General features: G+C 64.3%; 22 protein-coding genes. 15 read left to right on the top strand and 7 right to left on the bottom strand.

All coding sequences use genetic code 11. The features are described from left to right. Positions 1-31: 31 nt before the first annotated feature. From QFZ88_RS10180 to QFZ88_RS10165, 4 genes are all read right to left on the bottom strand, one after another. Positions 32-1,027, bottom strand: a complete 996-nt coding sequence (locus QFZ88_RS10180; protein ID WP_024926366.1) for an ABC transporter substrate-binding protein — start codon at positions 1,025-1,027, stop codon at positions 32-34. A gap of 254 nt (positions 1,028-1,281) precedes the next feature. Further along, positions 1,282-1,719, bottom strand: coding sequence for an RbsD/FucU family protein (locus tag QFZ88_RS10175; protein WP_024926365.1), 438 nt, complete (start codon positions 1,717-1,719; stop codon positions 1,282-1,284). A gap of 91 nt (positions 1,720-1,810) precedes the next feature. Next, positions 1,811-2,827, bottom strand: coding sequence for an aldo/keto reductase (locus QFZ88_RS10170; protein WP_024926364.1), 1,017 nt, complete (start codon positions 2,825-2,827; stop codon positions 1,811-1,813). A gap of 52 nt (positions 2,828-2,879) precedes the next feature. Then, positions 2,880-4,385: a UxaA family hydrolase gene (locus QFZ88_RS10165; RefSeq protein ID WP_024926363.1), complete on the bottom strand. Its 1,506-nt coding sequence runs from the start codon at positions 4,383-4,385 to the stop codon at positions 2,880-2,882. Positions 4,386-4,612: 227 nt separating this feature from the next. On the opposite strand from QFZ88_RS10165, the gene QFZ88_RS10160 reads away from it, so the two are divergent. The 7 genes from QFZ88_RS10160 to QFZ88_RS10130 all read left to right on the top strand — a co-directional run bounded on the left by QFZ88_RS10160 (position 4,613) and on the right by QFZ88_RS10130 (position 12,529). After that, positions 4,613-5,512 carry a GntR family transcriptional regulator gene (locus tag QFZ88_RS10160; protein ID WP_024926362.1) on the top strand — a complete coding sequence of 300 codons (900 nt, stop codon included), beginning with the start codon at positions 4,613-4,615 and terminating at the stop codon, positions 5,510-5,512. A 136-nt stretch (positions 5,513-5,648) separates the two neighbouring features. Beyond that, positions 5,649-6,005 (top strand): DUF2946 family protein, encoded by a 357-nt coding sequence (locus QFZ88_RS10155; protein ID WP_024926361.1) that lies wholly within the window; start codon positions 5,649-5,651, stop codon positions 6,003-6,005. A gap of 104 nt (positions 6,006-6,109) precedes the next feature. Continuing rightward, positions 6,110-6,667 (top strand): copper chaperone PCu(A)C, encoded by a 558-nt coding sequence (locus QFZ88_RS10150; RefSeq protein ID WP_024926360.1) that lies wholly within the window; start codon positions 6,110-6,112, stop codon positions 6,665-6,667. A gap of 37 nt (positions 6,668-6,704) precedes the next feature. Next, the gene (locus QFZ88_RS10145; RefSeq protein WP_024926359.1) at positions 6,705-7,226 is read left to right on the top strand and encodes a YcnI family protein; all 522 of its coding nucleotides are present in this window, start codon (positions 6,705-6,707) and stop codon (positions 7,224-7,226) included. A gap of 56 nt (positions 7,227-7,282) precedes the next feature. Next, positions 7,283-8,905, top strand: a complete 1,623-nt coding sequence (locus QFZ88_RS10140) for a copper resistance CopC/CopD family protein (RefSeq protein WP_081766966.1) — start codon at positions 7,283-7,285, stop codon at positions 8,903-8,905. 245 nt (positions 8,906-9,150) lie between these two features. Further along, positions 9,151-10,560 carry an NADP-dependent phosphogluconate dehydrogenase gene (gene gndA / locus QFZ88_RS10135; RefSeq protein WP_036255317.1) on the top strand — a complete coding sequence of 470 codons (1,410 nt, stop codon included), beginning with the start codon at positions 9,151-9,153 and terminating at the stop codon, positions 10,558-10,560. 709 nt (positions 10,561-11,269) lie between these two features. Further along, positions 11,270-12,529, top strand: coding sequence for a S41 family peptidase (locus QFZ88_RS10130; RefSeq protein ID WP_051515447.1), 1,260 nt, complete (start codon positions 11,270-11,272; stop codon positions 12,527-12,529). A gap of 7 nt (positions 12,530-12,536) precedes the next feature. Here the strand turns inward: QFZ88_RS10130 and QFZ88_RS10125 are convergent, their stop codons facing one another. Further along, entirely contained in the window at positions 12,537-13,577 is a 1,041-nt protein-coding gene (locus QFZ88_RS10125; protein ID WP_024926730.1) for a LacI family transcriptional regulator, read from the bottom strand. Positions 13,578-13,922: 345 nt separating this feature from the next. On the opposite strand from QFZ88_RS10125, the gene QFZ88_RS10120 reads away from it, so the two are divergent. From QFZ88_RS10120 to QFZ88_RS10085, 8 genes are all read left to right on the top strand, one after another. After that, positions 13,923-15,161 carry an ABC transporter substrate-binding protein gene (locus tag QFZ88_RS10120; RefSeq protein WP_024926731.1) on the top strand — a complete coding sequence of 413 codons (1,239 nt, stop codon included), beginning with the start codon at positions 13,923-13,925 and terminating at the stop codon, positions 15,159-15,161. Positions 15,162-15,257: 96 nt separating this feature from the next. Then, positions 15,258-16,148 carry a carbohydrate ABC transporter permease gene (locus QFZ88_RS10115; RefSeq protein WP_024926732.1) on the top strand — a complete coding sequence of 297 codons (891 nt, stop codon included), beginning with the start codon at positions 15,258-15,260 and terminating at the stop codon, positions 16,146-16,148. Between the two features lie 2 nt (positions 16,149-16,150). Beyond that, complete coding sequence (locus QFZ88_RS10110; RefSeq protein WP_024926733.1) at positions 16,151-17,059, top strand: carbohydrate ABC transporter permease; 909 nt, start codon at positions 16,151-16,153, stop codon at positions 17,057-17,059. 2 nt (positions 17,060-17,061) lie between these two features. Further along, positions 17,062-18,156 carry an ABC transporter ATP-binding protein gene (locus QFZ88_RS10105; RefSeq protein WP_024926734.1) on the top strand — a complete coding sequence of 365 codons (1,095 nt, stop codon included), beginning with the start codon at positions 17,062-17,064 and terminating at the stop codon, positions 18,154-18,156. Between the two features lie 60 nt (positions 18,157-18,216). After that, positions 18,217-18,963: a sugar phosphate isomerase/epimerase family protein gene (locus tag QFZ88_RS10100; RefSeq protein ID WP_024926735.1), complete on the top strand. Its 747-nt coding sequence runs from the start codon at positions 18,217-18,219 to the stop codon at positions 18,961-18,963. A 10-nt stretch (positions 18,964-18,973) separates the two neighbouring features. Continuing rightward, positions 18,974-20,113, top strand: a complete 1,140-nt coding sequence (locus QFZ88_RS10095; RefSeq protein WP_024926736.1) for a Gfo/Idh/MocA family protein — start codon at positions 18,974-18,976, stop codon at positions 20,111-20,113. A gap of 113 nt (positions 20,114-20,226) precedes the next feature. Then, positions 20,227-21,273, top strand: coding sequence for an L-glyceraldehyde 3-phosphate reductase (mgrA, locus tag QFZ88_RS10090; RefSeq protein ID WP_024926737.1), 1,047 nt, complete (start codon positions 20,227-20,229; stop codon positions 21,271-21,273). A gap of 172 nt (positions 21,274-21,445) precedes the next feature. Next, the gene (locus tag QFZ88_RS10085) at positions 21,446-21,871 is read left to right on the top strand and encodes a Fur family transcriptional regulator (protein WP_024926738.1); all 426 of its coding nucleotides are present in this window, start codon (positions 21,446-21,448) and stop codon (positions 21,869-21,871) included. 34 nt (positions 21,872-21,905) lie between these two features. Here the strand turns inward: QFZ88_RS10085 and QFZ88_RS10080 are convergent, their stop codons facing one another. Together QFZ88_RS10080 and polA are read right to left on the bottom strand one after the other, a co-directional pair. Beyond that, positions 21,906-22,334: a GFA family protein gene (locus tag QFZ88_RS10080; RefSeq protein ID WP_024926739.1), complete on the bottom strand. Its 429-nt coding sequence runs from the start codon at positions 22,332-22,334 to the stop codon at positions 21,906-21,908. A gap of 10 nt (positions 22,335-22,344) precedes the next feature. Beyond that, positions 22,345-25,338 (bottom strand): DNA polymerase I, encoded by a 2,994-nt coding sequence (gene polA / locus QFZ88_RS10075; protein ID WP_024926740.1) that lies wholly within the window; start codon positions 25,336-25,338, stop codon positions 22,345-22,347. Positions 25,339-25,368 lie beyond the last annotated feature (30 nt).

Below are 25,368 nucleotides of genomic sequence, written 5' to 3'. Positions count from 1 at the left end.
GCCGCGACGGCCCCGGAAACGACCCGAGAGCCTATTTCAGCTTCGGATTGAGGAGCGCGTCGATCTTGGGCTCCTTCATGTTCGCCTTGGTGACGAGGTTGGCGCCGGTGTCGACGAAAGCCTCGACCTTCTCGCCCTTGGAGGCGGCGAGCGCGGTCTTGATGCCGTCATAACCCATCCGGTACGGATCCTGCACGACGAGGCCGGAGATGACGCCGTCATTGAGGAACTTGATCAGCTTCTCGTCGCTGTCGAAGCCGATCAGGCCGACCTTGCCGGAAAGCTTGTTCTCGGCGATCGCCTGGCCAACGCCCTGCGCCATGATCAGGTTGGACGCGAAGATGCCCTTCAGGTCCGGATTGGCGGTGATCAGGTCGGTCGCGATGTTGAGGCCGGTGGTTGCCTGGCCGTCGGCATATTTGTCGGCGACCACCGTGAGGCCGGGATACTTGGCCTTGACCTGCGCGAGGAAGCCCTCGCGGCGCTGCTCAAGCGAGCCGGCGCCGGGCAGTGCGGTGATGATCGCCACCTTGCCTTCGACCTTGCCGCCATTGGCCGCGCCGATTGCCGCGGCAAGGCCGTCTGCCGCCACCTGGCCGCCGACCTTGTTGTCGGTGGTCAGGAACGAGGTGAAGGCCTTCGAGTCGGCCGAGGAGTCGATGCCGATGATCTTCACCTTCTTGGCGGCTTCGTCGATCGGCTTGCCGAGCGCCTTGGCCTCGGTCGGGGCGATCACGACGGCGGCCGGATTGCCGGCAACGGCGTTTTCGAGGATCGAAATCTGGCCGTTGACGTCGGTTTCGGCCTGCGCGCCGAGCTCCGGCACGTTGACGCCGAGGTCCTTACCGGCCTTGCGGGCACCGGCCATGACGATCTGCCAATAGAAGGAGGTGGTGTCCTTCACGATGATCGGAATGGTGGTTTCGGCAGCGGTTGCCGGCACCGTGTGGAATGCACCGGCCAGCATCGACGCGGCGGCAAGCGCCACGACTGTCCGGCGGTTGATCATGCTTTTCACGAATTTCATAGGCTTCCTCCCAAAGTCGCCCGGTCGATTACGCGAAGTCCTTGCTGGATAGGCGATGTCCAATCAGGACTTTATCGATAAAAAACAGCAATTGGTTTTTAGTGGATCAGAACTGTTCTTGCAAGCATGGCGCCTCCCTTAACCCGTTCCGCACCGCTTCCATTTTGATATGAAGCATCAATTCCAAATCAAGGTCAATGCGGAATGCTTATTCCAATTCAGGTCCGCGGCCCAGCGGTCTTCTGCATGAATGCTCAGCCGCCGTCCGAATGAAGCACCCCCTTCTTCAGCAGGATGTTGGCATAGGCGGCGCGCTCGCCGCTCGCCACGATATAGGCGGCCTTGGCCGCGCGTTCGTAGAAAGCAAAACGCTCGAGCGGCGCGACGACGAAGGCACCCGCCAGCCGGTCGACGATGCCCTGGTAGGACCGGCAGATGATGGGAAGGCGGTCAGGGTCTTCCACCACCGCCATGCGGAAAGCGGCGGCCGGCGCGTAGGTGTCGAGCGGCATGTGGGTGAGGATCGCCTCCAGCAGTTCCTCGCCGCCAAGCCCGTCGGCGCGCACGACCTTCGGTCCCAGCGTGCTTGCCGGAAAATTGCCGTCGGCGATGACGATCTCGTCGCCATGACCCATGGTGCGCAATGCATACAGCAGGTCCGGTCCCAGAAGCGGGTGAATGCCGCGCAGCATCAGGCGATCTCCATGGCAATGCCTGTCCGCATGGCGGGACGGCGGGTCTTCGATGCTACGCCATCCATCCGGGCGCGGGGCAAAAATCGTCTCATTCGCGCACGGCTCCCGTCAGCGGCGATTGCACCGTCACATGCGGGCGGTAGGCCTCGAAGTCTTGCCGGGGAACGTCGATCCCGAGCAGTTCCATATTGCGCTTCAGGCTGGATGCCTTGGCGGTGCCGATCAGCACTGTCGCCACCGCCGGGTCATGCAGGGGAAATTGCAGCGCCGCCGTCGCCAGCGGATAGCCGGCCTTGCTGGCGATCGTTTCCATCGCCGAGACCTTCGACAGGATGTCCGGCGATGCCGGGCCGTAGTCGAAATTCGCGCCCGCTTTGGCGCCGGTTGCCAGGATGCCGGAGTTGAAGACGCCGCCGATAACCAGCGAGGTGCCGGCTTCGCGGCACAGCGGCAGAAGTTCGGCCTCGGCTGAACGGTCGAGCAGCGAATAGCGCCCGGCCAGGAGGATGCAGTCCTGCGGCGCGCGGCGCATCACTTCCAGGCAGATCTCGACCTCGTTGACACCAAGCCCGTAGGCGGAAATGACACCGGCCGATTTCAGCTCCTCCAGTGCCTTGATGCCGCCGCCCAGCAACTGGCTGAGATGTACCTTGGTCAGCTCGACGCCATGCGTGTAGACGCCGATGTCGTGGACATAGAGGATGTCGATGCGGTTCAGGCCGAGCCGCGCATAGCTGAATTCGACCGAACGCATGATGCCGTCATAGCTGTAGTCATAGTCAAGCTTGAAGGGCAGCGGGTCAACGAAGCCCAGTTTCGGCACCTGGTCCTCGGGCACCGGTTTCAGCAGCCGGCCGACCTTGGTGGACAGCACGTAGCTGTCGCGTGGCTTGGTGCGCAGATAGTCGCCGAAGCGACGTTCCGACAGGCCGAAACCGTAATGTGGCGCGGTGTCGTAATAGCGGATGCCATAAGACCACGCGGTGTCGAGGACCGCCTCCGCGTCCGTATTCGGCACCGCCTGGTAGAGATTGCCCAACGAGGCGCCGCCGAAACTGATTTCGGTGACATCAAGCCTGGTGTTGCCGATACGGCGGGTCTTCATGCACGAGCTCCCATTCGTGGCCGTTGATCGGCCATCCGCTGCTTGTCGAAGCCTACAATGTCGCGCCGAGATGCCAGGGCACGAATTCATTGTCGCCGTAGCCGAATTCCTCGCTCTTGGTCTTCTTGCCCGAAGCTGTCTCGATGATCAGCTCGAAGATTTCACGACCCATCGCGGCGATGGTCTTGTCGCCCGAGGCGATGACGCCGCAATTGACGTCCATATCCTCTTCCATGGCCGTAAAGAGCGTCGTGTTGGTGGCGACCTTGATCGACGGTGTCGGGTGGCTGCCGAAGCAGGAGCCGCGCCCGGTGGTGAAGACGATCACATTGGCGCCGCCCGCCACTTGGCCCGTTGCCGAGACCGGATCGTAGCCGGGCGTGTCCATGAAGACGAGGCCGTTGCCGGTGACCTTTTCCGCATAGGCGAAGACGCCGTTGAGCGGCGTCTGGCCGCCCTTGGCGACGGCGCCGAGAGACTTTTCGAGAATGGTGGTCAGCCCGCCGCGCTTGTTGCCGGGCGAGGGGTTGTTGTCGATCGAGGCGCCATGCATGGCGGTGTGGTTCTCCCACCACTTGATCAACCCGTCGAGCTTGGTGGCGATCTCGGGCGTCGCCGCGCGATAGGCAAGCAGATGCTCGGCACCATAAATCTCGGTGGTTTCGGAAAGGATGCCGATGCCGCCGACACCGGCAAGCAGATCGACAGCCGCGCCCAGCGCCGGATTGGCGGTGATGCCGGACATGCCGTCCGAGCCGCCGCATTGCAGGCCGACGACGATCTCGGAGACAGGGATGGGCTCGCGTTTCAGCTTGCCGACTTCCTCGGCGATCTCGGTCAGCACACCCATCGCCTTCTCGACCGACTTGCGCGAGCCGCCGGCGTCCTGGATGTTGAAATGGCGCTTGCCGGCGGCGACGCCTTTCTGGCCGTAGAGAGTCAGCTGGTTGACCTCGCAGCCGAGCCCGACCATCAGCACGCCGCCGAAATTGGGATGCCGCGCATAGCCGGCCAGCGTGCGGTGCAGAACCATCATACCGTCGCCGGTGGCGCTCATGCCGCAGCCCTGGCCGTGCACGATCGGCACGAAACCGTCGATGCCGGGATAGAGCGGCAGCAGGCGGCGGTTGGCTTGGTCGGCGATGGCGTGGCAGACGGTGGCCGAACAATTGACGCTGGCGACGATGCCGACGAAGTTACGGGTTCCGGCCCGGCCGTCGGCGCGGCGATAGCCCATGAAGGTGCGGGTCTTGTCGGCGTCGGTAGCCTCCAGCGGGGCCGAAGGCGGCACCACCGGCATGCGGCCGGACTCGAACACCAGATTGTGCGAATGCACATGCTCGCCCGCCGCGATGTCGCGCGTCGCACGGCCAATGGCCTGGGCGTATTTGACGACGGCGGCACCGGCCGGGATCGGCCGGATCGCAACCTTGTGGCCGGATTCGATCGCGTCCGCGGTGACGCCACCACCCGGCAGCGGCGTATCCTTCTCCAGCCGGCCATTGGCGACGACGACATTGTCGGAAGGCGAGAGCACGATCAAGTTGGCGGCGGTCAAGGCATCGGTTCCTGGGGTTGTCCTGGGTCGCAGCCGGATTGACAGCGGCAATCCCGCAGCTAATGTCTTTTATCGTAAAAAAACATTTGAGCGTCAATTGGCATTTTCGATTGGAGCGCGCAAAGGACGTTCCAACAGTTTGACTCGGCACATGATCCTTTCCGAAAATCGCTTCCGGTTTTCGGGGTCATGCGCTGGAGCGCTTGCCAGACAGGCGGTGAGGCAGGATGTCGAAGAACAACAACGTCTACAAGGATGCGTATAACCGCTGCCTTCGGCTCCTTGAGGAGAACAGCAACCTGCCGTCGGAGCCGGAGCTTGGTGCCACGCTCAGCGTCAGCCGCACCACGGTGCGCGGCATCCTCGCCCGCATGGCCGAAAACGGGTTGATCGCCTGGGACAAGCGCGCCAAGAAGGTGCTGCGCAGCCCTCGGCCGGACGACTTCTTTCCCGAGCAGGAAACCGACTCGCTGTCGCAGATCATCGAGCGTTCCTTCATGCGGCGCCTGCTGGCCGAGGACGCCGAGGCCGGCATGCAGATCAACGAATTGGAACTCGCCCGCGACATCGGCGTCGGCACTTCCAGCGTGCGCGAATTCCTGATCCGTTTCAGCCGCTTCGGCCTGATCGAGAAGCGCCCCAACAGCCATTGGGTGCTGAAGGGGTTCACCCGCGCCTTCGCGCTGGAGCTGGCCGATATCCGCGAGATGTTCGAACTGCGCTCGGCCGCTGCCTTCGTCGCTCTGCCTGACGACAACCCCGTCTGGAGTGATCTTGAGCAACTGGAAATCGAGCACCATGCGCTGGAGCGCGACATCGCCGTGCGCTACCCGGAATTTTCCGAGCTGGACGAGCGCTTCCACCGGCTGATCCACAGCGCGTCGCGCAACCGTTTCATCGTCGATTTCTACGACGTCATCGCCATGATCTTCCACTACCACTATCAGTGGAACAAGGCCGGCCAGCGCAGCCGCAACGAGGCGGCGGTGGGCGAACACCTGACCTATATCGCGGCGCTGAAATCGCGCGATCCGGTCAAGGTCGCGGCCGCCTGCCGCCAGCATTTGAAATCGGCGCGCCAGACCTTGCTGGATTCCACGCCGGAGGGCCGCCAAAGCGGAGGCTGAAGGCCTTGTTGCGCGGTGCGGGCTTGTTGCCGCAGCAGCAATTTGGAGATTTTCCCGATCTCCGGCCCATGATAGGTCTTTGAGCATCGGACAGGGAGGGCGCATCAGCGTGATCGCCAGGCGCAGCAGATGGAGCATGCCGACGGCCTTTGCCGTCGCGTGGGTGCTTGTCCTGCAATCGCTGCTCGGTGCTTTCGCCGCCGGCGCCGGCCCCAATCCAGCCCAGCTCGACGCTTTCGGCAATGTCATCTGTACGCATGACGGCACGGCCCAGCTGCCGCCGGGCGACCAGCCGCAACAGCATCAGCAATCCTGCTGCGTGCTTGGCTGCACCATGTTCTCGACGGCCTTCGGTGCTCCGCCCGAAACCGTCGCGCTGTTCAACGATCTTGCCCTGGTGGCCAGCGCCGTCGTGTTTCCGACGGCCGTCGTCTTCGGTTTCGACCGCGATTGGTCGCCCGGCAATCCGCGCGCGCCCCCGGTCGTGGCCTGATCGCTATCGTGGCACCACGGCATGACAGCCGCCGCCACGCTTCCCCTGCAATAGTTATTTTTCGTATCCGGCAACGGTGCGAGTTTCCTTCATGGAGCATTCCCATGCGTATTTTCGACCGCGCCCGCGCGCGCACCCTGTCTCATCGCCAGTCGGCCTCGCTCTTGCATTCCTTTGGGGATCGCCTCGGCATCGCCATCTTCGCCTTCGCCCTGCTGTTTGCCGGTGTCCACATGGCGGCGGCGCATGAGTTCAAGGCGGGCAGCCTCGAGATCGAACATCCGTGGTCGCGCGCCACACCCGCCGGCGCCAAGGTGGCCGGTGGCTATTTCACCGTAACCAACAGCGGCAGCCAGCCGGACAGGCTGGTCTCGATTTCTTCCGACATTTCCGAAAAGTCCGAGCTGCATGAAATGACGGTCAAGGACGGCGTCATGACCATGCGCAAGGTGGATGGCGGCGTGGAAATTCCGGCCAACGGCACGCTGAAGCTTGCCCCCGGCGGCTACCACCTGATGTTCATCGGCCTGAAGAAGCAGCCGAAACAGGGCGAAAAGTTCGCTGCCACGCTGACCTTCGAAAAGGCCGGTCCGGTTGCGGTCGAATTCGCCGTCGAGGCGATGGGCGCCAATGGGATGAAGATGGAAGAGCACGCCAACTGACCGGTTGGGTGATCGCCATTCTTCGAGAGGAATATCCATGTTCAGAACCATAACACTCGCCGGTTTTTTCGCCGGCTTCGGCACGGTCGCTGCCTTCGCCCATGTCTCGCTGGAGACCAAGGAAGCACCGGTCGATTCCACCTATAAGGCGGTCTTCCGCGTGCCGCATGGCTGCGACGGCAAGGCGACCACGGCCGTCCGCATCAAGATCCCCGAAGGGGCGATCGACGCCAAGCCGATGCCGAAGGCCGGCTGGAAACTGGAAACGGTGAAAGGCAAATACACCAAGTCCTACACGCTGTGGGGCGAAGCGGTCTCCGAAGGCGTGCTCGAGGTCAACTGGAGCGGCGGCAACCTGCCGGACGAATTCTACGACGAATTCGTGCTGAGGCTGCGGCTGACGGGCGACCTGCCGGTGGGCGAGACGTTGCGTTTCCCGGTCGTGCAGGAATGCGAGGGTGGTGCTGCCGCGCGCTGGATCGAGATTCCGGCCGTCGGTCAGGACGAGGACGCGCTTGAGCATCCCGCTCCCGGCATCAAGCTGTTGCCGAAAAAGTGACGGCGGGCGGCGCGCTGGCAACGGCGCGCCGCTTCCAGCCCAATGGGGTCGGGACGATGACACGGTTGGTTTTTCCGCGAGGCTTCGCCAGCATCATCCGCATGCTTGCGGCGGTCGCCATGCTGGCTGGCTGGCTGATCGGGCAGGGCGTCAGCCCCGCGCTGGCGCATGCCTCGCTGGTCAAGGCCGAGCCGGCGGACGGCGCCATGCTGGCGCAAAGCCCGGCCAGCTTCTCGCTCAGTTTCAGCGAGCCGGTCTCGCCGCTGGTCCTGACGCTGGTGCGTTCCGACGGGACGCCGGTGCGGCTGACTTCGTTCCGTGGCAACGGCCAGACCATCGAGATCGACAATCCGCAGACGCTTGCGCAAGGAACGCATGTGCTGAGCTGGCGGGTGATCTCGGCCGACGGCCATCCGGTCGGCGGCTCGTTGTTGTTTTCCGTCGGCGCGGTCAGCGCGGCGCCCGTGGTCGCCGATATCGTCGATGCCCGGCTGCACCCAGCCATCTGGGCCGCCAAGGTCGTACTCTATCTCGGCCTGTTTCTCGGCATCGGCGGCGCCTTCGCCATCTCCTGGCTGGCGGGCGGCAGCCGCAACGGCGAGCGCTTCGTTGCGGTGATGCTGCTCGTTGGGCTGGCGGCCGCGCCACTGTCGCTCGGCCTGCAGGGGCTCGACGCGCTCGGCGCTCCGCTCGAACAGATCGCGCAGACAATCGTCTGGCGCACCGCTTTCGGCACCAGCTTCGCCTGGGCGGTGCTCATCGGTATCATCGCGCTCGGGCTCGGGCTTCTGTCGCTCGCCCTGCCGCGCGGCGACGACAAGCCGTTCTCGGCGGCCGCACTCATCGCGGTCGGCGTTGCCCTGGCGGCGAGCGGTCACGCCAGTGCCGCGGCACCGCAATGGCTGACACGTCCCATGGTCTTCCTGCACGGCGTCGGCATTGCGGGCTGGGCCGGCGCGCTGGTGCCGCTCGCGGTTGCACTTTGGCGGGACCGTCTCAATGCAAAGCCGTTCCTGTTGCGCTTTTCCCGCGTGATTGTGCCGGTGGTGGCGGTGCTGGCGGCGGCGGGCGTCGTGCTCGCCGTGGTCCAGGTGCGGACGCCGTCGGCGCTGGTCGATACCGCCTATGGCAGGCTCCTGCTGATCAAGCTGGCGCTGCTGGCCGTTTTGTTCGCTCTGGCTGGCGCGAACCGCTGGCGGTGGACGGCGCTGGCAATGGCCGGCGAGGGCGGTGCCGCCAAGGCGCTCGCCCGCTCGGTCGTGATCGAGACCATGATCGTGGTGGCGATCTTCGGCGTTGCCGCCGGCTGGCGCTTCACGCCGCCGCCGCGCGCGCTGGCGATTGCCGCCGCCGAGCCGGTCGCCACCCATATGATGACGCTGCAGGCGATGGCCGACGTCACCGTCACTCCCGGCCATGCCGGCCCCGTCTCGATCAGCATCATGGTCATGACCGGCGATTTCGGACCGCTCGACGCCAAGGAGGTGACGCTGGTGCTGTCGCGGCCCGAGGCCGGCATCGAGCCGATCAAGCGCGCCGCGATGAAGCCCGGCGACGGAACCTGGCGGGTCGACGGCCTCGTCGTGCCGTTCGCCGGCCGCTGGACCGTGCGTATCGACATCCTGGTTTCCGATTTCGAGATGGTGAAACTGGAAGGGCCGATCGATATCCGTCCCTAGAGCGCCGCGCGTCCGAACGGACGCGCAAAGGACGCTCTAGCACTTTGAAGCTGCGCATCGTGCTTACCGAAAATCGATTCCCGATTTTCGGTAAGCACGATGCTCTAACCGACGTGTCCGTGACCCTAATCGATTGAAGTATCGGCGGACTACGACGGCAGGCTTGTTGACGAAGCCGGCCCGGAAGGCCAATCATACCTGACCCAAGACGGCATGATTGAAATTCGCAGACAGGAACGGACAGTATGGAAAAAGCCGAAATCGGCCTGATCGGCCTCGGTACGATGGGCTCCAACCTCGCCCTCAACATCGCCGAGAAAGGCCACCGCATCGCGGTCTACAACCGTACCCCGTCGCGCACCGACGATTTCATCGCCAAGGCGGGCGATCTCGCCGGCCGTATCGTGCCCTGCGAGAGCCTGGCCGATCTCGCCGCCGCCATCCGCCCGCCACGGCCGATCATCATCATGGTGCTGGCCGGCAGCCCTGTCGACGAGCAGATCGCGGCCTTGCGCGGCGAACTTGCCGCCAACGACATCATCATCGACGCCGGCAACGCCAATTTCCGCGACACCATGCGCCGCTTCAAGGAGCTGGAAGGCTCGGGCCTGACCTTCATCGGCATGGGCGTGTCCGGCGGCGAGGAAGGCGCGCGCCACGGGCCGTCGATCATGGTCGGCGGCAAGGAAGAATCCTGGCGCCGCGTCGAAGGCGTGCTCACCGCCATTTCCGCCAAGTTCAAGGGCGAGCCCTGCGCGGCCTGGCTCGGCCCGGACGGCGCCGGCCATTTCGTCAAGACGATCCACAACGGCATTGAATATGCCGACATGCAGATGATCGCCGAGATCTACGGCATCCTGCGCGACGGGCTGGGCATGGCGGCCAAGGAGATCGCGCCGGTGTTCGCCGAATGGAACAAGGGCAGGCTCAATTCCTACCTGATCGAGATCACCGCCGAGGTGCTGAAGGCCGACGATGCGAAGACCGGCAAGCCGGTTGTGGACATCATCCTCGACCGCGCCGGCCAGAAGGGCACCGGCAAATGGTCGGTCATCGAGGCGCAGCAGCTCGGCATTCCGGCAACCGCGATCGAGGCAGCGGTGGCGGCGCGCGTTCTGTCGTCGATCAAGAACGAGCGGCTGGCGGCGGAAAAGGTCTATGGCGGCGGCGTCGCCAGGATCGCGGCACCGCGCGATGAACTGCTCAAGGATCTGGAACTGGCGCTGTTCGCCGGCAAGATCGCCGCCTATGCGCAGGGTTTCGCGGTGATGGCTGGCGCCTCGAAGGAATTCGGCTGGAACCTGCCGATGCCGACCATCGCCAAGATCTGGCGGGCGGGCTGCATCATCCGCTCGCAGATGCTGGACACCATGGCCGAAGCCTTCGGATCGGGCGACGCGGCGACAAACCTTCTGATGGCGCCGGCCTTCGTGACGATGATGCAGCAGGCGCATCCCGCCTTGCGCCGCGTCGTGGCCCGCGCTGTCGAGGCCGGTGCGCCGGTGCCGGCGCTGTCGTCGGCGCTCGCCTATTTCGACAGCTACCGCCAGGGCAGGGGCACGTCCAACCTGATCCAGGCGCAGCGCGATTTCTTCGGCGCGCATGGTTTCGAGCGCATCGACGAGGCGGGTGCTTTCCACGGGCCGTGGGGCTGAGGCGCGCCGCGTCGCCGCCACGCCCTGCTTTCGCAGTCTGGCCATTGTCAAAAAACACTCCCCTTGCGGGAGGCGGGAAGCGGGGCGCCGGGTCGGTGCCTCTCTGTAATAGTACGTGGCGCCTTCCGGGCGCCCCGCCAGTGTTCTTGCCCCGGACCGACCTCGCCGTCCTTCGCGACGGCAGACTTCGGGCCTCGAAGCCGCCATTTTCGGCGGCCGGGTTTTTCCAGGGCCCGGACTTAGGGCTCGTCACCAGACAGCGCCACCGTTAGCGCTGCCAGTCCGGCACCGGCGCCCTCCCTGATACCCGGTGCGCACCAGGTTCCCGTGAGGGCGATGGGCTGATTGTCGTGCAAGCCCCGAACGTGTGGGCAAATCCGGGCGTGGTTTTCGTGCGGTTTTCGGCAAGGGATTGAACGGACAGCGTTCTTTCTTTGAGCTTGCGTCTTCCTCCACGCATCCAATCCACATCTTGCGCCGCGCCGACGCGTCATCGTTCAGGCATGGATTCCCGGCACGCTCCGCTCGTTCCTCGCTCACGCGGTCGGGAATGACGGGCTGCATGGATCGCTCTTCGAAATCCACTGGCAGCTGTATGGATTGCCTTGCCCTTGCGAGGGACGAGGGTGTCGTTGGTTGCTGGCGAGCAGTGGCTTCGCGATGCACCGGAGTTGAGCTATCGTTCGCTGGCTTCGGGTTTGGGGGGAACATGCGGGCAAGCTGGCTTTTAGCGTCTATCCTGATTTGCTGGGCGTTCGCGGCACAGGCTGCGAGCAAAACCGACAAGGAACCTGTTGGCGACGATGTGACCAAGCTCATCAAGGAGTTCATCGAGCGCGACTTTTATAAACCGGTCGATTTTCCGTCGTTCGCCGGCAAGCATCCGACAAATGCGGATATCGACAAGGCTTTGGCCGATCTGCACGCATCTCATACGCACCGCTTCATGCCCGGAACCGTCGATTATTATGAGGTGGCGGGTATCTACGGGCCTTGGAAAAGTATCTACCAGTCGGTGTTCCCACCAGACGGCGAAGCCAAATACGACGGTATCGCGTTTAACACGGCCATCATTGACGGCAAGCGTTTCGTCACCGACGTGTATGATGGAGCAGCGGCACAGAAAGCTGGAATTCTCGTCGGCGACGAGCTTCTGGCTGTCGATGGCAAGCCTTTCGACGAGATCGGGTCATTTAAGGGTAAGGCGGGGAAAGTCGTGGCTGTCACGGTGAGGCGCGCCGCCAATGCGCAGCCCATGAATATACCGGTGACGGTCACTTCAATCCAACCCGTCAGGATGTATTTCGACGCTTTGAGAGCCAGCGGTCGGATCGTAGAAAATAGCGGCTATGAGATAGGCTATCTAAGGCTTTGGACACTTGCATCCCGGCAGACCAATGACGCTGTGGAAGCGATGCTGCGTGATGGGATTTTGAGCGGCGCTCAAGGTTTGATCCTTGATCTACGGGGGCGCTGGGGTGGGTTTTCGAGCGAACTTCCGACAATGCTACTGGAGGATTTTTCGGATATATCCATCACGATGCGAGATGGGCAAAGTTTCCCGTGGCAAACGGCGTGGCGCAAGCCAATTGTTGTCCTCGTCGACGAGGGAACACGCAGTAATAGCGAGGTGTTGGCCTGCGCAATCAAAAGGCGCGGCTTTACCCTCATTGGCAAGAAAACCGCAGGGGCTGTGTTGGGTGGACGCGCCTATTTGCTCCCGGACAATAGTCTTTTGATGTTGGCCGCCGGGACGGTCCGAGTTGACGACGAGGTTCTTGAGGGCAAAGGCGTGATGCCAGACGAGATTGTGGAGACGCTCGTTCCCTATGCGATGGGAGACGATCCGCAACTCCACGCCGCGATAGGGGAAATGACGAGACAGCTTTCCGGCGTCAGTCCTTGGCGCCGGTTCCTGCCCCCGGAGCGAAGACGCTGCGCGATGGAAACTAGCACGACATCGAACTGAACAAGCGCTACCTCGGCGCAATCACCTCGGTCGGCACCACCAGTCGCTGCATCGGCGGGGCGGCCATGTCGGCGATGCGGCGCATGACGGCGGTGGCGAGATCGCTGCCGGCGAGGCGGAAATCCTCGTGCACGACATGGATTTCCGGCCGCACCAATTGCAGCAGGTTGAAGGATTCCTTGGCGACGAGGTCAACGTCGCGGCCGAGCTTGAAGCCGGCCGCCTCGATGCCGGCGATCAGCGCGAAGGTCGGCCCGCCGGCGCCGCAGACGATGCCGTCCGGCCAGGCCGTGCGGCGCATCAATTTGATCGTGTGGCTGCGGATCTCGTCGATGGTGTTGTCGCTGGCGACCGCCGAGAACGGCGCCTCGCTTTGGCCGTGCTCGGCCATCTCGTCGATGAAGCCGTCGCGCATGTGACGGTGATAGTTGAGCGCGGGGGGCGGCGCCAACAGCGCCAGGCGCTTGCGGCCGAGTTCGGCCAGCCGCCGCACCGCCAGCCGCGCGAAGGCGTAATTGTCGAAGTCGTGATAGGGATGCTCGATGCCCATCGAGGTGCGGCCGTGGGCGGCGAAGGGGAAACCGCGCTCGGTCAGATAACGCACGCGCGGGTCCTGCGGCTCGGTGCGCGAGATGATGATGCCGTCGGCAGAACCGGTCTCCACCACGTAGCGGATCGGCTCCATCGGGTCGTTGTTGTGCGAATAGGGCGTGACGACCAGGTGGTAGGGCGTCGCCGCCAGCTGCTCGGAAATGCCGTAGATGAAATCGGATAGGAAGCCGCCGATCTGCTCTGAGGTGTTGAGCACGACCGAGATGACATTGGTCTTGCCGGTTCGCAGGCGCACGCCGGCGCGGTTCGGGCGGTAGCCGATCTGGCGGGCAACGAGCTGTACGCGCTTGCGCGTCTCGGCGCCGATCTCCGGTGCGTCCTTCAGTGCCCGCGACACGGTGGTGACGCCAAGGCCGGTCATGAAGGCGAGCGTCTTCAGCGTCGGCCGGCCGGCCTCCGTCTCGTCCTCGTCTCTATTGCGGCTCGATCTGTCCATGGCCCTGCCCGCAGCGCGCATATCAGCCGCCGATGACGACGACAATCGTCGAATGTGTCGCCTGGCCCTGCGCACCGTTGAAACACTAATATACTGAAACGTTACAGATATTCCAGATGGTGACTGGCCGACGGGGCGGTTTCCGGTTCGCAAGGGCCCTGGAATGGCGTCGTTTGCACCGCAATAACCGATATTGCGCCGCGAAATCGATTGAATGCTCCATAAATGTCGAATTTTGTCGATCTTCGAAAAATAGTCCGGCAGCGTCGACCGGCGGGTATTGCCATGGCGGCGCAATTGCCTTATCGAAAATCTGTAACGTTTCAGATTTTGGGAGGAATCGAAATGAGACAGATGATGACGGCGGCCGCGCTGGCCGCCGCAACCGCGCTCAGCTGCGCCGGAACTGCTTACGCGACGGATCTCGAAGTAACCCATTGGTGGACGTCGGGCGGCGAGGCCGCGGCCGTCGCCGAACTCGCCAAGGCATTCGACGCGACCGGCAACAAATGGGTGGACGGTGCGATCGCCGGCTCCGGCGGCACGGCGCGCCCGATCATGATTTCCCGCATCACCGGCGGCGACCCGATGGGCGCCACGCAGTTCAACCACGGCCGCCAGGCCGAGGAATTGATCCAGGCCGGGCTGATGCGCGACCTGACCGATGTCGCCACCAAGGAAAAGTGGACCGAAGTGGTGCGGCCGAAGAGCCTGCTCGATTCCTGCACGGTCGGCGGCAAGATCTATTGCGTGCCGGTCAACATCCACTCCTGGCAGTGGCTGTGGCTGTCCAACGAGGCCTTCGCCAAGGCCGGCGTGCCGGTGCCGAAGAACTGGGACGAATATGTCGCCGCCGCGCCCGCGCTGGAAAAGGCCGGCATCGTGCCGCTCGCCGTGGGCGGCCAGGCCTGGCAGGCGGCCGGAGCGTTCGACGTGCTGATGATGGCGGTGGGCGGCACCGACGCCTTCCTCAAGGTGAACAAGGACAAGGACGCCACCTTCGCGGCCGGGCCCGAGATCGCCAAGGTGTTCAAGGCGGCCGACGCCGCCCGCAAGATGGCCAAGAACACCAATGTGCAGGACTGGAACCAGGCGACCAACATGGTCATCACCGGCAAGGCCGGCGGCCAGATCATGGGCGACTGGGCGCAGGGCGAATTCCAGGTGGCCGGCAAGGTCGCCGGCAAGGACTACACCTGCCTTCCCGGGCTTGGCATGAACGCCACCATCGCCACCGCGGGCGATGCCTTCTACTTCCCGCTTTTGAAGGACGCCGACAAGGCCAAGGCGCAGGAAGTGCTGGCCGAGACGTTGCTCGACCCCAAGACGCAGGTCGCCTTCAACCTGAAGAAGGGTTCGCTGCCGGTGCGCGGCGACGTCGACCTCACGGCCGCCAACGACTGCATGAAGAAGGGGCTCGACATCCTCGCCAAGGGCAGCGTCATCCAGTGGACCGACCAGCTTTTGTCGCAGGACACGCAGAAGCAGAAGGAGGACCTGTTCTCCGAATTCTTCGCCAAGCAGGACCTGACCGTCGAGGAGGCGCAGAAGCGCTTCGCCGCCATCATCGCCAAGGCGGACTGATCCTGGTGCGCCCCATCCTCCCGGTTTCCGGTTCCGCCGCCATCGTGGCGGGGCCGGAACACCTAGAGGCTCGACAGACCCATGGCGGGTGACATCATGGCCAGCGCAACCAAGCGACCGAGCAGACTGTTCCGCAACCTCAGCGCCAAGATCGCCTCGGTGCCGATGGTGCTCACCGCACTGGTCATCTTCGTCGGCGGCACGGCGTGGACGGTGTTCTACTCCTTCACCAATTCCAAGCTGTTGCCGCGGCTGACCTTTGTCGGGCTCGACCAGTATGAGCGGCTGTGGGCGACACCGCGCTGGCTGGTGTCGATCGAGAACCTGGCGATCTACGGCGTGCTGTCGCTGATCTTCTCGCTGGTCATCGGCTTCGTGCTGGCGGCGCTGCTCGACCAGAAGATCCGCTTCGAGGACACGCTGCGCACCATCTTCCTCTATCCCTTCGCGCTGTCCTTCGTCGTCACCGGCGTGGTCTGGCAATGGCTGCTCAATCCGGATTTCGGCGTGCAGGCGGTGGTGCGCTCGCTCGGCTGGACAAGCTTCACCTTCGACCCGCTCTATAATTCCAGCATCGTCATCTACGGCGTCCTGATCGCCGCGCTGTGGCAAGGCACCGGCTTCGTCATGTGCCTGATGCTGGCCGGGCTGCGCGGCATCGACGAGGACATCTGGAAGGCGGCGCGGGTGGACGGCATCCCGGCCTGGAAGACCTATCTGTTCATCGTCCTGCCGATGATGCGGCCGGTGCTCATCACCACGCTGGTTATTATCGCGGCCGGCATCGTCAAGGTCTACGACCTCGTGGTGGCGCAGACCAGCGGCGGGCCGGGCATCGCTTCCGAGGTGCCGGCCAAATATGTCTATGACTACATGTTCTTCGCGCAGAATCTCGGCCAGGGCTTCGCCGCCTCGACGATGATGCTGCTGTCGGTCGCCATCGTCATCGTGCCTTGGGTCTATCTCGAATTCGGGCGGAGGCGCTGACCATGGCTGTGTCCGCCACTCTGCCGGCAGCCGAGGGTCCGCGCGGACCCAAACCCCGGCACGCCTTCTCGCGCCGCAACATCTTTCTCTACGGCACGCTGTTCGTGGTGGCCGCCTATTACCTTTTGCCGCTCTACGTGATGGTGGTGACGTCGCTGAAGGGCATGCCGGAAATCAGGCTCGGCAACATCTTCTCGCCACCGCTGGAGATCACCTTCGAGCCCTGGGCGAAGGCGTGGGCCAGCGCCTGCACCGGCCTCAACTGCGATGGGCTTTCGCGCGGTTTCTGGAATTCGGTGCGCATCACCGTGCCCTCGGTGATCCTGTCGATCGCCATCGCCTCGGTCAACGGCTACGCGCTCGCCAACTGGCGCTTCAAGGGCTCGGAGCTGTTCTTCACCATCCTGATCGTCGGCGCCTTCATCCCCTATCAGGTGATGCTCTACCCGATCGTCATCATCCTGCGCGAAATCGGCCTCTATGGCAGCCTGACCGGGCTGGTGCTGGTGCATTCCATCTTCGGCATGCCGATCCTGACGCTTCTCTTCCGCAACTATTTCGCTTCGTTGCCGGAGGAACTGTTCAAGGCCGCGCGCGTCGATGGCGCCGGCTTCTGGAGCATCTACCTGCGCATCATGTTGCCGATGTCGGTGCCGATCTTCGTCGTCGCCATGATCCTGCAGATCACCGGCATCTGGAACGATTTCCTGTTCGGCGTCGTCTACACGCGGCCCGACACCTATCCGATGACGGTGCAGCTCAACAACATCGTCAATTCGGTGCAGGGCGTGAAGGAATACAACGTCAACATGGCCGCCACGCTGCTCACCGGCCTGGTGCCGCTGATCGTCTATTTCGTCTCCGGCAAATTGTTCGTGCGCGGCATCGCGGCCGGCGCGGTGAAAGGCTGAGCATGGACGCAACCGCCAACACCAGCGTTTCCATCCAGGAGCTGTCGCTGAATTTCGGCACGGTTTCGGTGCTGCAATCGCTCAATCTCGACATCGCCGAGGGCGAGTTCATCGTGCTGCTCGGACCGTCGGGCTGCGGCAAGTCCACGCTGCTCAACTGCATCGCCGGCCTGCTCGACATTTCCGACGGCCGCATCTTCATCAAGGGCAAGAACGTCACCTGGGAGGAGCCGAAGGACCGCGGCATCGGCATGGTGTTCCAGTCCTATGCGCTCTACCCGCAGATGAGCGTGGAGAAGAACCTCTCCTTCGGGTTGAAGGTCGCCGGCACGCCGAAGGAAGAGATCGGCAAGCGCATCGCGCGGGCCGCCGAAATCCTGCAGATCGAGCCGCTTTTGCAACGCAAGCCGGCGGCATTGTCCGGCGGCCAGCGCCAGCGGGTGGCGATCGGCCGGGCGCTGGTGCGCGACGTCGACGTGTTCCTGTTCGACGAGCCGCTGTCGAACCTCGACGCCAAGCTGCGCTCGGAACTGCGCGTCGAGATCAAGCGCCTGCACCAGCGGCTGGCCAACACCATGATCTACGTCACCCACGACCAGATCGAGGCGATGACGCTGGCCGACCGCATCGCCGTCATGCGCGGCGGGGTGATCCAGCAGCTCGACGCGCCGCAGGCGATCTACAACCGCCCGGTCAACCGCTTCGTCGCCGGCTTCATCGGCTCGCCCGGCATGAATTTCGTCGACGGCAGGCTGGAGGACGGCGACGGCGGCTGGCGCTTCACCTCAGGCGATTTGACGGTGCCGCTCTCCACCTACGCCTTCGACCGCCAGCCGGTTGCCGGGCCGGCGGTGCTCGGCATCAGGCCGGAGCATATCGGCCTCAATTCCGGCTCGGGCTGGCCGTTTTCGGCCAAGGCCAATGTCGATGTCGTCGAGCCGATGGGTTCCGACACGCTGGTCTGGGGACGGCTCGGCGCGCAGAGCCTTTCCGTGCGCGTGCCCTCCGAGCGGGCGCCGCGGACCGGCGAACAGGTCGAGATCGGCTTCGATCCGTTGCGCGCCTCGCTGTTCGGCGAAGACGGCAACCGGCTCTGACCCTCGAGACCTCAAAAATCCACCCCGACAAGCAGACCCCCCAGCAGAATGGACAGGAAAATGGACTGGTCATTTCAACTCTACAGCGCCCGCAACTTCCAGCCCTGGGACAAGGTGCTGAAACTGCTCGGCAGCCTGGGCTACGCGCAGGTCGAAGGTTTTGGCGGGGTCTATGACGACCCCAAGGCCTTCCGCGCCGAGCTCGACAAGAACAAGCTTGCCATGCCGACCGGGCATTTTTCGATCGAGGCGCTGGAGCATGATTTCGAGGGCGTGCGCAAAACGGCCGACACGCTCGGCATCAAGCTGCTGATCTGCCCCTATCTGGTGGCGGAGGCGCGTCCGGCCGACACCGCCGGCTGGCGCGGTTTCGGCGAGCGGTTGGCCAAGGTCGGCGAGGCGGCCAAGAAGGCCGGCTACACCTTCGCCTGGCACAATCACGACTTCGAATTCAAGGCATTGCCGGACGGCTCGATCCCGCAGGAGCACATCCTCTCGGCGGCGCCCAATATCGGCTGGGAGATGGATGTCGCCTGGGTAGTGCGCGGCGGCGCCGACCCGCTGCCCTGGATCGAACGGCATGGCCGGCGCATCGCCGCCGTCCACGTCAAGGACATCGCCAAGCCCGGCCAGGGACTGGACGAGGATGGCTGGTCGGATGTCGGCCACGGCACCATCGACTGGTCGAAGCTGACCAAGGCGCTGAAGCAACGCAGTGCCGCCAAATATTTCATCATGGAACAGGACAACCCGAACGACATCGAGCGTTTCGCGCGCCGGTCGATCGAAGCGGCCAGGGCTTTCTAGGAGAACGACGATGGCAAAGAAACTGGGGATCGGCGTCATCGGCGCCGGCAACATTTCGGCGGCCTATTTCAGGCTGGCGCCGCTGTTTCGCGGCATCGAGATGCGGGCCTGCGCCGACATCAACATGGATGCCGCCAAGGCGCGGGCGAAGGAATTCAAGCTGCGCGCCGCGACGGTGGACGAATTGCTGAAGGCCGACGACATCGACATCGTCGTCAACCTGACCATTCCGGCCGTCCATTACGAGGTGTCCAGGCGGGTGCTCGATGCCGGCAAGCATGTCTATTCGGAAAAGCCGTTCGTGCTGTCGCTGCAGGAGGGGCTGGACCTGCGCAAGCGGGCGGCGAAGAAGGGCCTGCGCATCGGCTCGGCGCCGGACACCTTCCTTGGCGGCGCGCATCAGCTGGTGCGCAGCCTGATCGACGAGGGCAAGGTCGGCGAGATCACCGGCGGCACCTGCACGGTGATGAGCCACGGCATGGAGCACTGGCACCCGAATCCGGACTTCTTCTTCCAGCCGGGCGCCGGCCCGGTGCTCGACATCGGCCCTTATTACGTCACCAACCTGATCCAGCTGATCGGCCCGGTCAGGCGGGTCGCGGCGCTGGCCTCGATACCGGCCAAGCAGCGCACCATTTCGTCCAAGCCGCGCGCCGGCGAAAAGATACCGGTCAACACGCCGACCACCATCCACGGCCTTTTGGAATTCGCCAATGGCGCGGTGGTGACGCTGAACACCAGCTGGGACGTGTGGAGCCACGGCCACGCGCCGATGGAGCTTTATGGCGAAAGAGGCACGGTCTTCGTGCCGGACCCGAACTTCTTCGGCGGCGAGGTCGTCTACACCAAGGAAGACAAGCCGGTGAAGGGGCTGCCGAAATGGCCGCATCCCTTCGGCGTCGCCAATGAAAAGCACGGACATGGCATGATGGCCAATTATCGCACGGCGGGTCTGGCCGACATGGCGCTGGCGATAACCGAGGGCCGCCCGCATCGCTGCTCGATGGAACTGGCGCTGCATGCGGTGGATGTGATGACCAGCCTGCTGAAATCCGGCGAAACCGGCAAGTTCGTGACCATGCAGACGACCTGCGAGCGGCCGGCGGCGCTCGGCGTCAAGGAAGCCAAGGCGCTGCTGGCCAAGAAGTAGAATTCCTCGGGACGGCAGTTTGTCTGAGCCGCCGATTGAACTATAGCTGCGTCCTTCGGGGTTCGCCTCGAAGGACGCATTCGTTTGCGGAACATCCTATCCAAGGAACCATGATGCCATACGCTCCCGCCGCCGACCGCTATCAGTCGATGATCTACAACCGCTGCGGCCGTACCGGCCTGAAGCTGCCAGCGATTTCGCTGGGGCTCTGGCACAATTTCGGCGAAGACACGCCGCACCGGGTCAAGCGCGCCATCTGCCAGAAGGCGTTCGATCTCGGCATCACCCATTTCGACCTTGCCAACAATTACGGCCCGCCGCCCGGCTCGGCCGAGGTTGCCTTTGGCGAGATCCTGCGCGGCGATTTCGCCGGCTATCGCGACGAGCTCATCATCTCGACCAAGGCCGGTTACGAAATGTGGGACGGGCCCTATGGCGAGTGGGGCAGCCGCAAATATGTGCTGGCCAGCCTCGACCAGAGCCTGAAACGGATGGGGCTCGACTATGTCGACATCTTCTATTCGCACCGCTTCGACCCGGAGACGCCGCTGGAAGAGACGATGGGCGCGCTGGACCACGCCGTGCGTTCGGGCAAGGCGCTTTACGCCGGCATCTCGTCCTACAATTCGCAGCGCACCCGCGAGGCGGCCGACATCCTCAAGCGACTTGGCACGCCCTGCATCATCCACCAGCCCAGCTATTCGATGCTGAACCGCTGGGTGGAGGAAGACGGGCTGCTCGACGCGCTGGACGGGCTTGGCATCGGCTCGATTGTGTTCTCGCCGCTGGCGCAGGGCATGCTGACCGACAAATATCTCGGCGGCGTGCCCGAGGGCAGCCGCGCCACGCAGGGCAAGTCGCTGCGCCAGTCCTTCCTGGACGAGCCGACGCTGGCCAACATCCGCGGCCTCAACGCGATTGCGCAAAAGCGCGGCCAGACGCTGGCGCAGATGGCGCTGGCCTGGGTGCTGCGCGGCGGCCGCGTCACCTCCGCACTGATCGGCGCCAGCCGGCCGGAGCAGGTCGAGGATTGCGTCGGCGCGCTGAAGAACCTCGAATTCAGCGAAGCCGAGCTTGGCGAGATCGACCGCTTCGCGCGCGAGGCCAACATCAATCTGTGGGCGGCTTCGTCGGAACGGGCGGGCGCGGCCAGGAAGTGATGGGATAGCGGGGGGCGGCTTCTCTGCCCCGCACTTCCTCATGTTCAGAGCCGTCGCTCCCCTCGCCGAAAAACAGGCCGGTGGCAAAATCGGCGATTCATGCTTATTTCTGGGGCAGACGGCTGGCCGGTCCATACGGCACGCCGCCGGAAAGAGTATCGAGGGTGGGATGATGACGGCAAAAAGCGTGCTGACCAAGAACCAGCAGAGCGTGCTGGAAAAGCTGGAAGCGGCGAATGCGCCACTGAGCGCCTACACGCTGCTCGACCAGCTGCGCGAACGCGGTTTTCGCGCGCCGCTGCAGGTCTACCGCGCGCTCGATACGCTGATGAAGGAAGGCTACGTGCACCGGCTGGAAAGCCTGAACGCCTTCGTCGCCTGCGCCGACCCGCACGATCATGGCCATGCGCATGGCCACAGCCATGGCATGACCGCTTTCGCCATCTGCGACAGCTGCGGCCAGGTCACCGAATTCTGCGACGAGAAGATCGGCGAAAAGCTGAGCGACTGGGTTGGTTCGTCCGGCTTCGTCGCCAAGAAGGCGGTGATCGAGTTCCGCGGCACCTGCGCCAAATGCCGGACCGACGCGGCGGCGTAGTCCCTTCGATCGCAGCGACCATTCTCCCGGCTGGTCAGTCGACGCCGGCATGCTCCAGATATTGCGGCAAATCGTCGGTGATGGTGAACCAGGGCGCCTTCGAACCGACGAAGATGTGATGGTCCGGGCGGATCGACGGCGCGTCGATCAGCGTGCCCATCGCGACATGAGCATAGGCGTTGTCGTGCACCACCGAATAGAGCAGCGAACCGCATTGCGCACAGTGGCGGTCATGGGCGGCGTTTCTGTCGCCGAAGATCAGGAGCTTGTCCTCGCCCCTGGTCAGGCGCAGCTTGTCGACCTCGATGCCTGCGAAGGGCTTGAAGGCGGCGCCCGTCGCGCGCCGGCAGCCCGAGCAGTGGCAGTTGGCGGCGTAGCCGAACGCGTCCTCGACCTCGTAACCGACGGCTCCGCAGAAGCAGCCGCCGGCAAGCAGTCGGGCTTTTCCTTCCGACCGGTCCATCGCGCCGGCCTTAGTGCGCCTCGTCCCAGTTGTTGGCGGCGCGGGCGTCGACCTGCAGCGGCACCGACAGCGAGACGGCCGGCATGGCGGCGTTTTCCATGATGTCGCGCACGACCGGGATGGTCGCCGCGACTTCCGCCTCGACGGTTTCGAAGATCAGTTCGTCATGCACCTGCAAGAGCATGCGGGCTGACAATTTCGCCTTGGCCAGCGCATCGTCCATGCGCACCATGGCGCGGCGGATGATGTCGGCTGCGGTGCCCTGCAGACGCGCATTGATCGAGGCGCGCTCGTTGAAGGCGCGCACCGAAGGATTGGACGAGCGGATTTCGGGATAGTGGATGCGGCGGCCGAACACCGTCTCCACATAACCGTGCTCGCGCGCATATTCCTTGGTGGTGTCGATATAGTCGCGGATGCCGGGGAAGCGCTCGAAATATTTCTTGATGTAGGCGCCGGCCTCCTCGCGCGGGATCGACAGTTGGTTAGCCAGCCCAAAGGCCGAGATGCCGTAGATGATGCCGAAATTGATGGCCTTGGCGCGGCGGCGCACTTCGGACGGCATGCCTTCCACCGGCACGTTGAACATTTCCGACGCGGTGACGGCATGGATGTCGACGCCGTCGGCGAAGGCCTGCTTCAGCTGCGGGATCTCGGCAACATGGGCAAGCACGCGCAGCTCGATCTGGCTGTAGTCGGCCGAGATCAGCTTGTTGCCCTTGTCGGCGATGAAGGCGGTGCGGATCTTGCGGCCCTCGGCGGTGCGCACCGGAATGTTCTGCAGGTTCGGATCGGACGACGACAGGCGCCCCGTCGACGTCGCGGCGAGCGCATAGGAGGTGTGGACGCGCTTGGTGTCGGGGTTGATGAAGCCGGGCAGGGCGTCGGTATAGGTCGACTTCAGCTTGGTGAGCTGGCGCCAGTCGACGATCTTGCGCGGCAGTTCGTGGCCTTCGGCGGCGAGGTCTTCGAGCACCTGCGCCGAGGTCGACCACTGGCCGGTCTTGGTCTTGGTGCCGCCGGGCAAGCCCATGCGGCCGAACAGGATGTCGCCGAGCTGCTTGGGCGAGCCAATGTTAAAGCGCTCGCCGGCGAGCACATTGATCTCGTCCTCCAGCCGCGCGGCGCCCTGCGCCAGCTCGCCGGACAGGCGCGACAGGATCTGGCGGTCGACCGAGATGCCGCGCTGTTCCATCTTGGCCAGCACCGGCACCAGCGGCCGCTCCAGCCGTTCATAGACCGACACCATGCCTTTGGCGGCGAGGCGCGGCTTCAGCACCTCCCAGAGCCGGAAGGTGACGTCGGCGTCCTCGGCGGCGTAGGCGGTCGCCCGGTCGATGTCGACCTGGTCGAAGCCGACGAAATTCTTGCCGGAGCCGGCGACATCCTTGAAGTGGATCGTCTTGTGGCCGAGCCACTTCTCCGACAGCGCGTCCATGCCGTGGCCTCCGGAGGTGCCGGCGTCGAGCACGTAGGAAATCAGCATGGTGTCGTCATAGGGCGCGACGTCGATGCCGTGCCGGTTCATGATGACGAGGTCGTATTTCAGGTTCTGCGCGATCTTGAGGACCGAGCGGTCCTCCAGTAGCGGTTTCAGCGCGGCCAGCGCGTCGCGGATCGGGATCTGGTTCTCGACCAGTCCGCCGCCGAGCAGGTCGTCGCGTCCGCTCTTGTGGTTGAGTGGCACATAGGCGGCACGGCCGGCGCGGGTGGCGAGCGAGAAGCCGACCAGCTCGGCCTGCATCGGGTCGAGCGAGGTGGTCTCGGTGTCGAAGGCGACAACGCCTGCTTCCGTGGCTTCCGCCACCCAGGCCTTGAGCGTGGCGACGTCGCGGATCGCGGTGTAGGCGGTGGTGTCGATCTTTGCGGCGACGGCGGCCTCGGCGCGCTGGGCCGAAAGTTGCGAGGGCGTGTCCTGCCCCTCACCCTTACCCTCTCCCCGTAAGGACGGGGAGAGGGGGGCGCCAGCGCTGGTGCTTCCCCCTTCTCCCCGTTCTTTACGGGGAGAAGGTCCGGCAGGGGATGAGGGGCCGCCCGCCGAGCCGACATCCGGGCCATGCACGTCGGGACCGAGTTCGACGGCAACAGTTGCCGCCTCGATCTCGCCGGCCTCGGTGCCGGTCGCTTCGGCGACGCGGCGGGTCAGCGTTGAAAATTCCATGGCCTTGAGGAAGGCGATGAGTTTCGGTCCGTCCGGCTCCTGCAGCACGAATGCGTCGAGGCCCTCGGTCACCGGCACGTCGATCTTCAGCGTGACGAGATCGCGCGAAATGCGCGCCTTGTCGGCATTGTCGATGATCGACTGGCGGCGCTTGTCCTGCTTGATCTCGCCGGCGCGGGCGAGCAGCGTATCGAGGTCGCCGAACTGTTCCAGAAGCTGCGCGGCTGTCTTCGGGCCGATGCCGGGCACGCCCGGCACGTTGTCGACCGAGTCGCCGGTCAGCGCCTGCAGGTCGATCATCTTTTCCGGCGGCACGCCCCATTTCTCGATCACTTCGGGAATGCCGATCTGGCGGTCCTTCATCGGGTCGTACATGCCGACGGCGGGACCGACGAGCTGCATCAGGTCCTTGTCGGACGAGACGATGGTGGCGTCGCCGCCGGCCTCGCGGGCGAGGCGGGCATAGGTGGCGATGAGGTCGTCGGCCTCGAAGCCTTCCATCTCGATGCAGGGCAGGTTGAAGGCGCGCGTCGCCTGGCGGATCAGCCCGAACTGCGGGATCAGATCTTCCGGCGGCGCCGAGCGGTTGGCCTTGTATTCAGGATAGAGCTCGTTGCGGAAGGTCTTGGACGAATAGTCGAAAATGACGGCGAAATGGGTCGGCACGATGCCGACGTCGGTGTTGCGCGCATCCAGCATCAGCTTCCACAACATGTTGCAGAAACCGGACACGGCGCCCACCGGCAGGCCGTCGGATTTGCGGGTCAGCGGCGGCAGCGCGTGATAGGCGCGGAAGATGTAGCCGGAGCCGTCGACAAGGAAGAGATGATCGCCTTTTTTCATGGCCGATACGGGTAGCCCGGCAATGGGCGG

The organism is Mesorhizobium sp. YL-MeA3-2017 (genome assembly GCF_030814575.1).
In the GTDB taxonomy this organism is placed as follows: domain Bacteria; phylum Pseudomonadota; class Alphaproteobacteria; order Rhizobiales; family Rhizobiaceae; genus Mesorhizobium; species Mesorhizobium terrae.
This window is presented reverse-complemented; position numbering and strand designations above follow the sequence as displayed.